The 13302-nt window shown below is 72.6% G+C and carries 15 protein-coding genes; 4 read left to right on the forward strand and 11 right to left on the reverse strand.

Going from position 1 to position 13302, the window contains the following annotated elements:
• Window positions 1–36: 36 nt before the first annotated feature.
• From NOCA_RS25950 to NOCA_RS16855, 4 genes are read right to left on the reverse strand one after another with little or no spacing between them, the layout of a single operon-like run.
• A complete protein-coding gene (locus tag NOCA_RS25950; RefSeq protein ID WP_049774386.1) occupies window positions 37–615 on the reverse strand; it encodes a Trp biosynthesis-associated membrane protein in 579 nt (192 codons plus the stop codon).
• A complete protein-coding gene (gene hisI, locus NOCA_RS16845) occupies window positions 608–979 on the reverse strand; it encodes a phosphoribosyl-AMP cyclohydrolase (protein ID WP_011756468.1) in 372 nt (123 codons plus the stop codon). The genes NOCA_RS25950 and hisI overlap by 8 nt, the downstream gene beginning before the upstream one ends.
• Window positions 976–2784: an ABC transporter ATP-binding protein gene (locus NOCA_RS16850; RefSeq protein ID WP_011756469.1), complete on the reverse strand. Its 1809-nt coding sequence runs from the start codon at window positions 2782–2784 to the stop codon at window positions 976–978. Before NOCA_RS16850 ends, hisI begins: the two co-directional genes overlap by 4 nt.
• Window positions 2781–4574, reverse strand: coding sequence for an ABC transporter ATP-binding protein (locus tag NOCA_RS16855; protein ID WP_011756470.1), 1794 nt, complete (start codon window positions 4572–4574; stop codon window positions 2781–2783). Before NOCA_RS16855 ends, NOCA_RS16850 begins: the two co-directional genes overlap by 4 nt.
• A 115-nt stretch (window positions 4575–4689) precedes the next feature.
• Here NOCA_RS16855 and NOCA_RS16860 point away from each other — a divergent pair, with 115 nt between their 5' ends.
• From NOCA_RS16860 to NOCA_RS16875, 4 genes are all read left to right on the forward strand, one after another.
• Window positions 4690–5322 (forward strand): TIGR03085 family metal-binding protein, encoded by a 633-nt coding sequence (locus NOCA_RS16860; protein ID WP_011756471.1) that lies wholly within the window; start codon window positions 4690–4692, stop codon window positions 5320–5322.
• Window positions 5323–5468: 146 nt separating this feature from the next.
• On the forward strand, window positions 5469–6713 hold the full coding sequence (gene sqr / locus NOCA_RS16865; protein WP_011756472.1) for a type III sulfide quinone reductase, selenoprotein subtype: 1245 nt from the start codon (window positions 5469–5471) through the stop codon (window positions 6711–6713).
• Between the two features lie 4 nt (window positions 6714–6717).
• The gene (locus NOCA_RS16870) at window positions 6718–7032 is read left to right on the forward strand and encodes a TusE/DsrC/DsvC family sulfur relay protein (protein WP_011756473.1); all 315 of its coding nucleotides are present in this window, start codon (window positions 6718–6720) and stop codon (window positions 7030–7032) included.
• 13 nt (window positions 7033–7045) lie between these two features.
• Window positions 7046–7555, forward strand: coding sequence for a DsrE/DsrF/DrsH-like family protein (locus NOCA_RS16875; protein ID WP_011756474.1), 510 nt, complete (start codon window positions 7046–7048; stop codon window positions 7553–7555).
• A 183-nt stretch (window positions 7556–7738) separates the two neighbouring features.
• Here NOCA_RS16875 and hisF read toward each other — a convergent pair whose 3' ends face one another.
• Genes hisF through hisD form a run of 7 tightly spaced genes read right to left on the reverse strand, consistent with a single transcriptional unit; the run spans window position 7739 to window position 13238 of the window.
• Window positions 7739–8515, reverse strand: coding sequence for an imidazole glycerol phosphate synthase subunit HisF (gene hisF / locus NOCA_RS16880; protein WP_011756475.1), 777 nt, complete (start codon window positions 8513–8515; stop codon window positions 7739–7741).
• Window positions 8512–9246, reverse strand: a complete 735-nt coding sequence (gene priA / locus NOCA_RS16885; RefSeq protein ID WP_011756476.1) for a bifunctional 1-(5-phosphoribosyl)-5-((5-phosphoribosylamino)methylideneamino)imidazole-4-carboxamide isomerase/phosphoribosylanthranilate isomerase PriA — start codon at window positions 9244–9246, stop codon at window positions 8512–8514. The genes hisF and priA overlap by 4 nt, the downstream gene beginning before the upstream one ends.
• Before the next feature lie 9 nt (window positions 9247–9255).
• A complete protein-coding gene (locus tag NOCA_RS16890) occupies window positions 9256–9585 on the reverse strand; it encodes a hypothetical protein (RefSeq protein ID WP_011756477.1) in 330 nt (109 codons plus the stop codon).
• A 19-nt stretch (window positions 9586–9604) separates the two neighbouring features.
• The gene (hisH, locus tag NOCA_RS16895) at window positions 9605–10243 is read right to left on the reverse strand and encodes an imidazole glycerol phosphate synthase subunit HisH (protein ID WP_011756478.1); all 639 of its coding nucleotides are present in this window, start codon (window positions 10241–10243) and stop codon (window positions 9605–9607) included.
• Window positions 10240–10848: an imidazoleglycerol-phosphate dehydratase HisB gene (gene hisB, locus NOCA_RS16900; protein ID WP_011756479.1), complete on the reverse strand. Its 609-nt coding sequence runs from the start codon at window positions 10846–10848 to the stop codon at window positions 10240–10242. Before hisB ends, hisH begins: the two co-directional genes overlap by 4 nt.
• Window positions 10848–11936 carry a histidinol-phosphate transaminase gene (locus tag NOCA_RS16905; protein WP_011756480.1) on the reverse strand — a complete coding sequence of 363 codons (1089 nt, stop codon included), beginning with the start codon at window positions 11934–11936 and terminating at the stop codon, window positions 10848–10850. Before NOCA_RS16905 ends, hisB begins: the two co-directional genes overlap by 1 nt.
• A gap of 3 nt (window positions 11937–11939) precedes the next feature.
• Window positions 11940–13238: a histidinol dehydrogenase gene (gene hisD / locus NOCA_RS16910; protein ID WP_011756481.1), complete on the reverse strand. Its 1299-nt coding sequence runs from the start codon at window positions 13236–13238 to the stop codon at window positions 11940–11942.
• Window positions 13239–13302 lie beyond the last annotated feature (64 nt).

The following is a 13302-nucleotide window of genomic DNA, read 5'->3' on the forward strand; positions in this document are numbered from 1 at the left end:
TCGGTGGTGGGGCTCGTGCGCTCTCGGGGGCACAGTCTATTCAGGCTCGGCGTCCGTCGGGTCGCGACCCTCGTCGATCGCCTTCCAGAGATCGAGACTGGTCTGCTCCTCGGGTGGCGTCGCGGACGCTGCTGGGGCGGCGCCGGGTGCGTCGTACCGGCTGCCCATCTGCGGCCAGGCCGGCACCCAGGCGACCGCGGCCGCGGCGGCCAGCACCGACAGCAGGGCGCCCACGCCGGCCGCCCAGAACCAGGCGGTGTGACCGACGTCCGCGGTCGTGACACCGACCTGGGCCAGCTCGTCGCGCAGCCGGTCGGGCACCTGCTCGAAGCCGGCGACCACGCCTGCGAGGGCGCCCAGCGCGGCGAGCACGGCGAGTCCGGCGACGGCGCGGCGCACCCGTCCGCGGGTGACCAGGAGGACGCCCCAGCAGGCGAGCACCACGAGCGCGAGCGCGGTCACCACCGGCAGGTGCGCGTCGTAGGTGACCAGGGCAGCGCCGGCACCCTCCCCGTCCGCCGCGGCGGCGGGCCGGTCACCGGCGATGGCCGCCAGGGCACCGGCGGTCAGGCCGCCGAGCACGACGGGGCCGAAGGTACGGCGCGGCTCAGCCACGGGCGTCGGGGCCGGGTCGGTCGGCGCCGGACAGCAGATCGGCGTCGAAGCAGGTGCGGTCGCCGGTGTGGCAGGCGGCACCGACCTGGTCGACCTTCACCAGGATCGTGTCGCCGTCGCAGTCCAGCCGGACCTCCTTGACCCACTGCACGTGCCCGGAGGTCTCGCCCTTGAGCCAGTACTCCTGCCGTGAGCGGCTCCAGTACGTCGCCCGGCCGGTCGTCAGCGTGCGGGCCAGCGCCTCGTCGTCCATCCACCCCAGCATCAGCACCTCGCCGGTGTCGTGCTGCTGCACGACCGCGGGCACCAGCCCGTCCGGGTTGCGCTTCAGCCGGCCGGCGATGGCGGGGTCCAAGGTGGTCACTGCTGAATTGTCCCCTGCTGGGCGGTCCACGACGCGTGCAGGCCCGCGTAGACCGATCCGGCCTCGGTGACCAGCACCGAGTGCGGCCCGCGCTGGACGATCCGCCCGCGGTCGACCACCACGACCTCGTCGGCGCTCTCGGCGGTGGAGAGCCGGTGCGCGATCGTCACCGACGTGCGTCCGCTCATCAGCCGCTCGAGCGCGCGGCCGATCCGCATCTCCAGTGCCGGGTCGACGGCGCTGGTCGCCTCGTCGAGCACGAGCAGGTCGGGATCTGCGAGCTGGGCGCGCAGCAGGGCGACCAGCTGGCGCTCACCGGCCGAGAGCGACTCGCCGCGCTGGCCGACCCGGGTGCCGAGGCCGTGCGGCAGCCCCGCCACCCAGTCGCCGAGCCCGAGCTCGGCAGCGCTGGCGAGGATCTCGTCCTCGGTCGCCTCCAGGCGGCCGTACCGGACGTTCGCGGTGATCGTGTCGTCGAACAGGAACCCCTCCTGCGGCACCAGGACGACGCTGCGGCGCATCGAGACCTGCGCGATCTCACGCACGTCGATGCCGTCGAGCAGGACGGCTCCCTCGGAGGGGTCCATCAGCCGGGTGAGCAGCTTCGCGATCGTGGACTTGCCGGAGCCGGTCTCGCCGACCACCGCGACCCGGGTGCCGGCGGCGATGTCGAGGTCGACGTCGCGCAGCACCGGAGGCCCGCCGGGATAGGCGAACGTCACGTGGTCGAGGTGCACGTCGATGGGCCCGCGCGGGAGGGTGCGGCCCTGCTCCCCCGGGTCCACCAGATCGGCCGGCGTCTCGAGGATGCCGATCACCCGGCGCCAGCCGGCGATGGCGTTCTGCGCGTCGGTGAGGATCTGGGTGCCCATCTGGACCGGTCCGACGAACAGGGTGACGAGGAACGCGAACGCCAGCACCTTGCCCGCCGTGATGTCGGCGCCGGTGGGCAGCACCTCGAGCCCGAGCCAGATGCCGACGATGAGCACCCCGGCGTTGGCGAGCCCGGCCGACACCCCGCCGAGCGAGAACGAGAAGGCGGTGAAGCCCTGGGCGCGGGTGCTCGCCGCCTTGTACTCGTCGATCGCGGCGTCGATGCGGGCCTGGGTGCGGGCCTCGACGGCGTACGACCGGACCACCGCGGCGCCGACCACTGGCTCGGAGATCGCCGAGAGCATGACGCCGACCTGGCGGCGCACCGTGCCGTAGGCCTCGGACAGCTTGCGCTGGAAGTAGCGCAGCGACAAGAACAGCGGTGCGAAGCAGAGCCAGACCACCAGCGCGAGCTGCCAGCTGTAGACCACCATCACGATGGTCGCGACGAGGATCTGCCCGATGCTCACCACGAACAGCAGGCCGCCGAACACGAGGAACTGGCTGACCTGGTCGACGTCGCTGGTGACGCGGGACACCAGGGCCCCGCGGCGCTCGGTGTTCTGGGTGAGCAGCGGCAGGTCGTGCACGTGGCGGAACGCCTTGATCCGCAGCGTGGCGAGCCCGCGCTCGGAGGCGGTGAAGAGCCGCGCCGTCATGGCGTACGACGCCCAGCTGGTCACCGCGATCGCGACCGCGGCCCCGATGCCGGTGAGCACCGTGAAGGAGACGTCCGGGCCGCCGGGGCCGTTGAGGCCGCGGTCGAGGGTCTGCTGGACGGCCACGGGGACGACGACCTGGCCGAGGGAGGCGAGGATCGCGAGCACCAGCGTCCGCCAGATGCCCTCGGTGAGCTCCGGGGAGTAGTGCACGCCCCGGCGCAGCGTGGCGATCGCGCCGATCTCCTCACCGGAGTCGAGGACGGTGCTCATCCGGCGTCCTCCACCAGGTCGGCGTGCTGCTCGTAGGCGTTGACCAGGTGCGCGTAGGACGCACTGCGCTCCAGCAGCTCGGCGTGGGTGCCCCGGTCGGCGATCCGGCCGTCCTCGAGGTGCACCACCTCGTCGGCCAGGCCGATCGTGGCCTTGCGGTAGGCGACGACGACGAGGGTGCTGTCGCCGCCGCCGGCGCGCAGGGCGTCGAGGATCCGGGCCTCGACCTCGGGATCCACGGCGGAGGTCGCGTCGTCGAGGATCAGCAGCCGGGGACGCCGGACCAGGGCCCTGGCGAGCGAGATCCGCTGCCGCTGGCCGCCGGAGAGCGACGTGCCGCGTTCGCCCAGCCGGGTGTCCAGGCCGTGCGGGAGGGCAGCCACGAACCCGTCGGCCTGGGCGGCCCGCAGCGCCGCCCAGACGTCGTCGTCGGACACGTCGGCACCCAGGGTGACGTTGCCGCGCACCGTGTCGTCGAAGAGGAACGCCGTCTGGGGCACGACCGCGAGCGTCTCGGCCAGCTGGCCGCGGGCCAGGTCGCGCAGGTCGGTGCCGTCGACCAGGATCCGGCCGGCGTCGGGGTCGACCAGGCGCGCCATCAGGGTGGTGAGGGTGCTCTTGCCGGAGGCCGTGGCGCCGACGACCGCGACGGTCCGGCCCGGCTCGACGGTGAAGGTCACGTCCTCGAGCAGCCGCTGATCGGGGTCGTAGCCATAGGCGAGGTGCTCGACCTCCAGCCGGGCGCCGCCCGCGACGCCGACGGCGGGCCGCTCGCCGTACGGCATCTCGCCGGTCGCGCGCAGCACCGAGCGCACCCGGTGGTAGCCCACGACGCTGCGCGGGAACTCGCCGAGCAGCCAGCCGATGGAGCGGATCGGGAACGAGACGATGGTCAGCAGGTAGGCGACCGTGACCACGTCACCGGCGTCGGTCGAGCCGTTCAGCACCCGCTCGACGCCGACGGCGAGGACCACGAGCACGCCCACGTTGGGCAGCGCGGCGAGGGTCGGGTCGAAGGCGGCGCGGATCCGGCCGGCGCGGATGTTGACCTCGCGCAGCTGGTGGGCCTTCTCGGCGAAGCGCGCGGTCTCCTCGGGCTCACGGCCCAACGTCTTGACGACCATCGCGCCGTCGAAGGACTCGTAGGCGACCTCGCTGAGCTCGGCGCGCAGCTGCTGCGCCCGGGTCATCAGCGGCGAGGCGAGCCGCTGGTAGGCGAGGTTGGCGGCGATGACGGCCGGGAAGACGAGCAGGCCGACGAGCGCCATCACGACGTCGGCGACGAACATCTGGACGACCGCGATCACCATCATCGCGACGGTGCCGACAGCCATCGGGAGCGGCGCGATCGGCCCCCAGGCCGCCTCGACGTCGGAGTTGGCGTTGGACAGCAGCTGACCGGTCGGGTGGCGCTGGTGCCACTCCATCGGCAGGGCGAGGTACTGCCGCGTGACGGCGCGGCGGGTATGGGCCTGCATGCGGTACTGCATGACGCCGGCGCCGAGCCGGCGGGCCACGATCCCGACCGCGCGCAGGATCGCGACGCCGAGGAACAGCGCCAGCACGGCGAGCAGCAGGCCACCGCCGACCTCCCCGTCCTCGAACGCCGGGAGCACGACGTGGTCGGTCGACCAGCCGAGCACCCACGCGTCGGCCACCGTCAGCGCGCCGAAGAGCACGCTGCCGATCGTCGAGACCGCGAAGATCCAGGGCTCCCGCTTGATCGCGACCGCCAGGACGGCGAATCCCTCGCGCGTGGTCCCGCGCCGGCTCCCCCGCTCGTTCGCCACCTGGTCCTGGCCTGTCCCTGTCGTCCCGGTCTTGGTCCTTCTCGCGGGCCAACCCCGCAGCCCGGACAGGGTATTCCCCGGTGCCGACTCCCCGGCACCGACATAGCCTCGTGACATGAGTGCTCCCCTCGCCCTGCGGGAACGGACCGAGCTGTGCGACCTGGCCCTGGCTCTGGGCCCGGACGCGCCGACGCTGTGCGAAGGGTGGGACGCCCGCGACCTGGTCAGCCACCTGCTGATCCGTGAGCGCCGGCCGGTCTCGGCGCTCGGCAACATCGTGCCTCCGCTCGCCGGCCTCACCGACCGGGCGATGGCGCAGGGTCGGGAGCGGTCCTTCGGCGTGCAGGTCGAGACGCTGCGGCGGCCCTCGCCCCCGCTGCGGCTGGTGCCGCTGCTGGACGGGCTGATGAACACCTTCGAGCTCGTCGTGCACCACGAGGACCTGCGCCGGGCACAACCCGGCTGGGAGCCACGGACCCTGCCCGCCGCCGACCTCGACCTGCTCTGGTCGCAGCTGCGTCGCGGCGGGGCGTTCTTCGGGCGCCGGCTGCCGGTCCCGGCCGTCGTACGACGCTCCGACACCGGCGCCACGGCCACCGTGCGCAAGGGCCCTGATCCCGTGGTCATCGCCGGGCCGGTGGTCGAGGTGGTGCTGTTCCTGTTCGGCCGCGACCAGGTCCGCGACCTGGACTTCGAGGGATCGGCCGAGCGGGTGGCGGCGCTGCGCTCCGCCGATCTCGGGGCCTGACCCAGCCACCGCACGGTCGCCCCGCGCCACCGGAAACTCCGGGCTGCAATACCCCCCGGGGTAAGGACGTTCGCCTCTGCTTCGGCTCCGTGCCGCTGCCTAGCGTGGGGTTGCGTGGAAGAAGGCACATCCCCCAGGAGGCGACCATGAAGACTCTCCTCGTGCTAGGCGGAGGAACCGCCGGCACGATGACCGCGAACCGGCTCCGCCGCCGGCTCGACCACCGCGACTGGAAGGTCGTCGTGGTCGACCGCGACGACGAGCACCATTACCAGCCGGGTTATCTGTTCCTCCCCTTCGGGGGGTACACCCACGACCAGGTGATCCGACCGCGACGCGGCCTGTTCGCCGACGCGATCGAACTGGTGACCGCGGAGATCGACCGGGTCGACCCCGAGGCCCGGAAGGTCGCGCTGGTCGGCGGGCGCGAGCTGGCCTACGACTACCTGGTGATCGCCTCCGGGACCACGCCGCGCCCGGACCAGACGCCCGGCATGCTCGGCAGCGAGTGGCGGCACAGCATCTTCGACTTCTACACCCTCGAAGGCGCCGAGGCGCTCGCCGCCGCACTCAAGACGTTCGACCACGGCCGACTGGTCGTGCACATCACGGAGACGCCCATCAAGTGCCCGGTGGCACCTCTGGAGTTCACCTTCCTGGCCGATTCCTGGCTGCGCAAGCAGGGTTTGCGCGACCGTGTGGAGCTGGTCTTCGTGACGCCGCTCGACGGCGCCTTCACCCAGCCCGTCGCCTCGGCGACGCTGGGCGAGATGCTCGCCGAGCGCAAGATCCTGGTCGAGCCGGACTTCATGATCGAGCGTGTCGACGACGAGCGCCGCGCGCTGGTCTCGTTCGACGAGCGCAAGGTGCCCTTCGACCTGCTCGTGACGGTCCCACTCAACATGGGCGCCGACTTCGTGGCGCGCTCCGGACTCGGCAACGAGCTGAACTACGTGCCGGTGGACAAGCACACGCTGCTGTCTACCGCCTACGACACGATCTTCGCCATCGGCGACGCGAGCGACATCCCGGCCTCGAAGGCCGGGTCGGTCGCCCACTTCGCGGTCGACATCTTCGTCGACAACTTCCTCGACCACATCGCGGGCAGGCCGATGACGAAGTCGTTCGACGGGCACGCGAACTGCTTCGTCGAGTCCGGTGACGACAAGGCGCTGCTGATCGACTTCAACTACGACACCCAGCCGCTCCCCGGCAAGTACCCCCTCCCCTACGTCGGCCCGCTCAGTCTCCTGAAGGAGACCCGGGCCAACCACCTGGGCAAGCTCGCCTTCCGGCACATCTACTGGAACGTGCTCCTGCCCGGGCGCCCCGTCCCACTTCCGGCTCACATGTCGATGGCCGGTAAGCACCAACCCGAGAAGGAGGCCTGACGCCATGCCGACCACGACGATCGACGGGCACGAGATCCACGTCAACGAGGAAGGATTCATGACGGATCCCAGCGAGTGGTCCGAGCCCCTCGCGAAGGCCCTCGCGGCCCAGATCGGGATCGAGCTGACCGATGAGCACTGGCAGGTGATCCGCTTCCTGCGCGACGACTACGCCAGCGAGGGCGAGACCGCCACGCTGCGGCGCATCAGCGTGGTGGGCGGCGTCCCGACCAAGACGCTGTTCCAGCTGTTCCCCCAGAAGCCGGCCAAGAAGCTCGCGTACGTCGCCGGGCTGCCGAAGCCGCACGGCTGCGTGTGAAGGAGGATCCTCCATGACTACCACCGAGACCGCCCCCCTCGTCCCGTCGTTCGGCGAGGCGGATGCGGGGCGCAAGCTGGCCATCATCTGCTCCAAGGGCAATCTGGACATGGCCTACCCGGCCCTGGTCCTTGCGAACGCCGCCCTGGGTGAGGGCGTCGAGACCCACCTGTTCTTCACGTTCTGGGGCTTCGACATGATCAACAAGAAGACCATGGGCGACCTGAAGTTCACGATGCTCGGCAACACCGCGACGCACATGCCGCAGGGCCTGGGAGGCCTGCCGGGCATGACCGCGATGGCGACCCACCAGTTGAAGAAGTCGATCGCCGACGTCGGCGTGCCCGAGGTCCCGGACTTCCTGCAACAGATCGCCGACTCCGGCGGTCACCTCTGGGCGTGCCGGATGTCGGCCGACATGAACCACCTGACCGAGGCCGACCTGTACGACGAGGTGGAGGGGATCATCAGCGCCTCCGACTTCATCGAGATGACCGAGGGTGGGCAGTTGCTGTTCGTCTGACGCGTGGCGCCACTGCGACGGCCGCCCCCGGGCGGCCGTCGCGGACCCAGTCCGCGGCGTCGATGGCGGCGGCCACGGCCAGACCCCCTGGCCGGCGGTGCGTGCGCAACCGTTCGCGTGGCTGGTTCGGTTGCCAGGACACCGCTGTACCCCCGGACGTGTCAGGAGAGCCGGAAGACCGGCTCAGCGGACCGGGTAGCCCGCCCCCGCCAGCGACGCCTTGACGTCGGCGATCCGCAACGTGCCGAAGTGGAAGACGGTGGCCGCCAGCACGGCGTCGGCGCCGGCCTCGACCGCCGGCGGGAAGTGCTCGACCGCGCCCGCCCCGCCGGACGCGATGACCGGGACCGTGACCTCCCGGCGTACGGCCCGGATCAGCTCCAGGTCGAAGCCGTCCTGCGTCCCGTCGGCGTCCATCGCGTTGAGCAGGATCTCCCCCGCGCCCAGGTCCGCGGCGCGCACGGCCCACTCGACGGCGTCGAGGCCCGCCGACTTCCGGCCACCGTGGGTGGTCACCTCGAAGCCCGAGGCCGTGCCCGGGGCGCGACGGGCGTCCACCCTCCTTGCATCGACCGAGAGCACCAGCACCTGGTTGCCGAAGCGGTCGGCGATCTCGGCCACCAGCTCCGGTCGGTTGATCGCGGCGGTGTTGACCGCGACCTTGTCGGCGCCCGCGCGCAGCAGCCGGTCCACGTCGGCCACCGAGGACACTCCCCCACCGACCGTCAGCGGGATGAACACCTCCTCGGCCGTGCGCGAGACGATCTCCATCGTGGTCGCCCGCCCCTCGAAGGAGGCTGAGATGTCGAGGAAGGTCAGCTCGTCGGCGCCCTCGGCGTCGTAGGTGCGCGCCAGCTCCACGGGGTCGCCGGCGTCGCGGAGCTCCTTGAAGTTGATGCCCTTGACCACCCGCCCGGCGTCCACGTCCAGGCACGGGATGACGCGTACGGCGAGCGTCATCGGCCACCGCGCGTCAGCGCCAGCGCGTCCTCGAGCGTGAACCGGCCCTCGTAGAGCGCGGTGCCGGCGATCGCGCCCTCGACCCCGACCGGGACCAGCTCCATCAGCGCCTCGATGTCGGCGAGCGTCGTCACACCCCCGGAGGCCACCACGGGGGCGGACGTGGCGGCGCAGACGTCGCGCAGCAGCTGCAGGTTCGGGCCCTGCAGCATGCCGTCCTTGTTGACGTCGGTGACGACGTAGCGCGCGCAGCCCTCGGCGTCCAGGCGCGCGAGCGTCTCGTAGAGGTCCCCGCCGTCCTTGGTCCAGCCCCGGGCGGCGAGCGTGCGACCGCGTACGTCGAGGCCGATCGCGACCCGGTCCCCGTGCTCGGCGATCACCCGCCGACACCACTCCGGCTGCTCGAGCGCCGCGGTGCCGATGTTGACCCGGCGGCAGCCGGTGGCCAGCGCCGCCGCGAGCGACTCGTCGTCGCGGATGCCGCCGCTCATCTCGACCTGGACATCGAGGGCGCCGACGATCTCCGCCTGCAGCTCGCGGTTGGAGCCGCGGCCGAAGGCCGCATCGAGGTCGACCAGGTGGATCCACTCCGCGCCGGCCTCCTGCCAGCGCATCGCGGCCGCCACCGGGTCGCCGTAGGTGCGCTCGGAGCCGGCCACCCCCTGGGCCAGCTGGACGGCGCGGCCCTCGGTGATGTCGACCGCGGGGAGGAGCTCGAGATAGTCAGACATGGGTGCCCTTCAGGTACGTCGGAACAGCATCGTGTGGAACACGGGGGCGGTCAGCACGCTGACCACGAACGCGGCGAGCCGGATCTCCCACTCGCCGAAGACGATCCAGACCAGCAGGTTGACCGCGACGAGGGCGGCGACCAGCGCGCCGTTCTGGCGGCGCCGCCGCTGCGCGAGCAGCCCGCTCGGCCGCTTGGGTGGCCTCGGCAGCCGGTCGGTGACCGCGCGCACCCGGGCGTCCCGCCGCTCCCTGCGCTCGGCCTCCGCCGCCCGGGCCGCCGCGACCGCCGCGGCCTCCCGCTCGCGCTCGGCCCGGCGCCGGGCCCGCTCCTTGCTCACGGCACCGTCACCTCCACCCTCATGACAGGGACCCGACCCAGTTGCGCAGCAGCGCCGCGCCGGCGTCGCCGGACTTCTCGGGGTGGAACTGGGTGGCGCTGAGCGGCCCGTTCTCGACCGCGGCCACGAACCGGTCCCCGCCGTGCGAGGTCCAGTGCACCAGCGGCGCCCGGGTGCGGTCGTTGGTCTCCAGCGTCCAGTCCCGCACCCCGTAGGAGTGCACGAAGTAGAACCGCTCGTCCTCGACACCCTCGAACAGGGTCGATGCAGCGGCCACGTCCACGGTGTTCCAACCCATGTGGGGTACGACGGGCGCCTGCAGCCGCTCCACCACGCCGGGCCACTCGCCGCAGCCCTCGGTCTCGACCCCGTGCTCGACCCCGCGCTCGAAGAGGATCTGCATGCCCACGCAGATGCCGAGGACGGGGCGGCCGCCGGCGAGTCGCCGGCCGATCACCTCGTGGCCGCGCACCGCGCGCAGGCCGGCCATGCAGGCGGCGAAGGCGCCCACGCCCGGAACCAGCAGGCCGTCGGCCTCCTGGGCCAGCGCGCGGTCGGCGGTCAGCGTGACCTCGGCGCCGGCGCGTTCGACCGCGCGCACGGCGGAGCGGAGGTTCCCCGAGCCGTAGTCGAGGACCACCACGTTCGGACGGGTCACAAAGCGCCCTTGGTGCTGGGGATCCCGGTCTCGCGCGGGTCGAGCGCGACGGCGTCGCGGAAGGCCCGGGCGACCGCCTTGAACTGGGTCTCCACGATGTGGTGCGGCTCGCGGCCGGCCAGCACCCGGACGTGGAGGGCGAAGTGGCCGTGGAACGCGATCGACTCGAAGACGTGCTGGGTCAGCGAGCCCAGGTACGCCGGCGTGGTGCCACCCAGCTGGACGTACTGCTGCCCCTCGGGCTCGCCGGTGTGCACGCAGTAGGGCCGGCCGGAGACATCGACCACGGCCTGCACGAGCGCCTCGTCCAGCGGCACGGTCGCGTCGCCGAACCGGCGGATGCCCCGCTTGTCACCGAGCGCCTGGCGCAGCGCCTGGCCGAGCGCGATCGCGGTGTCCTCGACGGTGTGGTGGGCGTCGATGTGGGTGTCGCCGTCGGTCTGCACGGTCAGGTCGACCAGCGCGTGGCGGGCGAACGCGGTCAGCATGTGGTCGTAGAAGCCCACGCCGGTCGAGACGTCGTGGCGCCCGGTGCCGTCGAGGTCGACCTCGACGAGCACCTTGGACTCGCTGGTCTGCCGCTCGATGCGTGCCGTCCTCGTCATCACATTTCCTTCCTGACCTGGGTCAGTGCGTCCTTGAATGCCTGCATCTCCTCGGCGGTGCCGATCGAGACCCGCAGCCAGCCGTCCGGGCCGGTCTCCCGGATCAGCACCCCCCGGCCCAGCAACCCCTGCCACACAGCATGCCGGTCGGCGAAGGTCCCGAACAGCGCGAAGTTCGCATCCGTGTCCGCGACCGTCAGGCCCTGCTCGCGCAGCCAGTCGACCGTGCGGTCGCGCTCGGCCCGCAGCTCGTCGACCTTGCCGAGCAGCTCCGGCGCGTGCCGTAGCGCCGCGAGCGCGGTCGCCTGGGTGACCGCGGACAGGTGGTACGGCAGCCGCACGACCCGGATCGCGTCGCAGATCTCCGGCGCCGCCGCCAGGTAGCCGACCCGGGCACCGGCCAGCGCGAACGCCTTGCTCATCGTGCGGGTCACCACCAGGTTGCGGTGCCGCGGCAGCAGCTCCAGCGCGCTGGGCGTGCCGGCCCGGCGGAACTCGCCGTACGCCTCGTCGACCACGACGACCCCGGGCTGCTCGTTCCCGGCCGCCGCCTCGCACAGCGCGGTGACGGCGTCGAGCGGCAGCGCGGTGCCGGTCGGGTTGTTCGGGCTCGGGAGCAGCACGACGCTCGGCTGGCGCTCCTTGACGAGGTCGTGCGCGTGGTCGAGATCGAGCGCGAAGTCGGACTCGCGGTGCCCGACGACCCACTCGGTGACGGTGTCGCGGGCGTACTCGGGATACATGGAGTACGTCGGGGCGAAGCTCAGCGCCACCCGGCCCGGGCCGCCGAACGCCTGGAGCAGCTGGAGCATCACCTCGTTGGACCCGTTCGCCGCCCACACCTGCTCGTGGGTGACGCCGTGGCCGAGGTACGACGCCAGTGCCATCCGCAGGTCGACGAACTCGCGGTCGGGGTAGCGGTTCAGCGTGCCCGCGGCCAGCGCGACCGCGGCCGCGATGTCAGCGGCGCAGGCCGGCGATGGCCCGTAGGGGTTCTCGTTGACGTTGAGCTGGACGGGAACGTCCAGCTGCGGCGCGCCGTAGGGCTCGATGCCCCGCAGCTCCTCGCGCAGGGGTGGGAAGGTCACCGCTCAGCCCCCGAACCGCACCCGGACGGCCGCGCCGTGGCCGGGGAGGTCCTCGGCCTCGGCCAGCGTGACGACGTGCCCGGCCACGGCGTCGAGCGCCGCGCGGGAGTAGTCGACCACGTGGACCGACTTGGTGAACGCGCGCACCGAGAGGCCCGAGGAGTGGCAGGCGCAGCCGGCGGTCGGCAGCACGTGGTTGGAGCCGGCGCAGTAGTCGCCGAGGCTGACCGGGGCGTAGGGGCCGACGAAGATCGCGCCGGCGTTGCGGACCCGGGCGGCGTACGCCGCGGCGTCCTCGGTGTGGATCTCGAGGTGCTCGGCGGCGTAGGCGTTCACGACCTCGAGGCCCTGCTCGAGGTCGTCGACGAGGACGACCCCGGACTGCCGCCCGGAGAGGCTGGTGCGGATCCGTTCGACGTGCTTGGTGGCCGCGACCTGCGTCTCGAGCTCGGCCGCGACCGCGTCGGCCAGCCGGTCGGAGGGCGTGACGAGCACGGCGGCGGCGAGCGGGTCGTGCTCGGCCTGGCTGAGCAGGTCGGCGGCGACGTACGCCGGGTCCGCCGTGTCGTCGGCGAGGATCGCGATCTCGGTGGGGCCCGCCTCCGAGTCGATACCGACCAGGCCCTTGAGCAGCCGCTTGGCGGTGACCGTGTAGATGTTGCCGGGCCCGGTCACCAGGTCGACCCGCCGGCACGGCCCGGTGCCGTAGGCGAACATCGCGATCGCCTGGGCGCCGCCGACGGCGTACACCTCCTCGACCCCCAGCAGCGCGCACGCCGCCAGGATCGTCGGGTGCACCGCGCCTGCGAACTCACGCTGGGGCGGGCTCGCGAGCGCGATCGACCCGACGCCGGCGGTCTGGGCCGGCACGACGTTCATCAGCACGCTGGAGACCAGCGGGGCCAGCCCGCCGGGGACGTAGAGGCCGACCCGGCCGACCGGCACCTTGCGGTGGGTGACCCGGGCGCCGGGGCCGAGGTCGGTGACGGCGTCCTGCTCGAGCTCGTTCGCGCAGGTGGCCCGCAGCCGCGCGATCGACTCCTCCAGGGCGGCCCGGATGTCGGGGTCGAGCCGCTCGAGCGCGGTGGCCAGCGCCTCCGGGGCGACCCGGATGTCGTCCACGGCGACGCCGTCGAAGCGCTCCGAGAGCTCGCGGATCGCGTCCAGCCCGCGGGTCCGGACGTCCTCGCAGATCGCATGCACCGCCGGGACCGCGGCCTCGATGTCGAAGTCGGCACGGGGCACGGCTGCCCGGTAGTCGACACCCGGGTCGGCGCCTCGCAGGTCGATGCGGCGGATCATGGCCCCGATTCTACGAGCGCGCGCCGCCCGGCCCCGATTCCGTCCGGCGGTTGAGGTGCGCGCG

The organism is Nocardioides sp. JS614 (genome assembly GCF_000015265.1).
Lineage (GTDB): Bacteria > Actinomycetota > Actinomycetes > Propionibacteriales > Nocardioidaceae > Nocardioides.

Coding starts and splice junctions, on each gene's coding strand:
- NOCA_RS16850 (WP_011756469.1), bottom strand. CDS start 2,784: ATGAGCACCGTCCTCGACTCCGGTGAGGAGATCGGCGCGATCGCCACG.
- NOCA_RS16860 (WP_011756471.1), top strand. CDS start 4,690: ATGAGTGCTCCCCTCGCCCTGCGGGAACGGACCGAGCTGTGCGACCTG.
- sqr (WP_011756472.1), top strand. CDS start 5,469: ATGAAGACTCTCCTCGTGCTAGGCGGAGGAACCGCCGGCACGATGACC.
- NOCA_RS16870 (WP_011756473.1), top strand. CDS start 6,718: ATGCCGACCACGACGATCGACGGGCACGAGATCCACGTCAACGAGGAA.
- NOCA_RS16875 (WP_011756474.1), top strand. CDS start 7,046: ATGACTACCACCGAGACCGCCCCCCTCGTCCCGTCGTTCGGCGAGGCG.
- hisF (WP_011756475.1), bottom strand. CDS start 8,515: ATGACGCTCGCCGTACGCGTCATCCCGTGCCTGGACGTGGACGCCGGG.
- priA (WP_011756476.1), bottom strand. CDS start 9,246: ATGTCTGACTATCTCGAGCTCCTCCCCGCGGTCGACATCACCGAGGGC.
- hisB (WP_011756479.1), bottom strand. CDS start 10,848: ATGACGAGGACGGCACGCATCGAGCGGCAGACCAGCGAGTCCAAGGTG.
- hisD (WP_011756481.1), bottom strand. CDS start 13,238: ATGATCCGCCGCATCGACCTGCGAGGCGCCGACCCGGGTGTCGACTAC.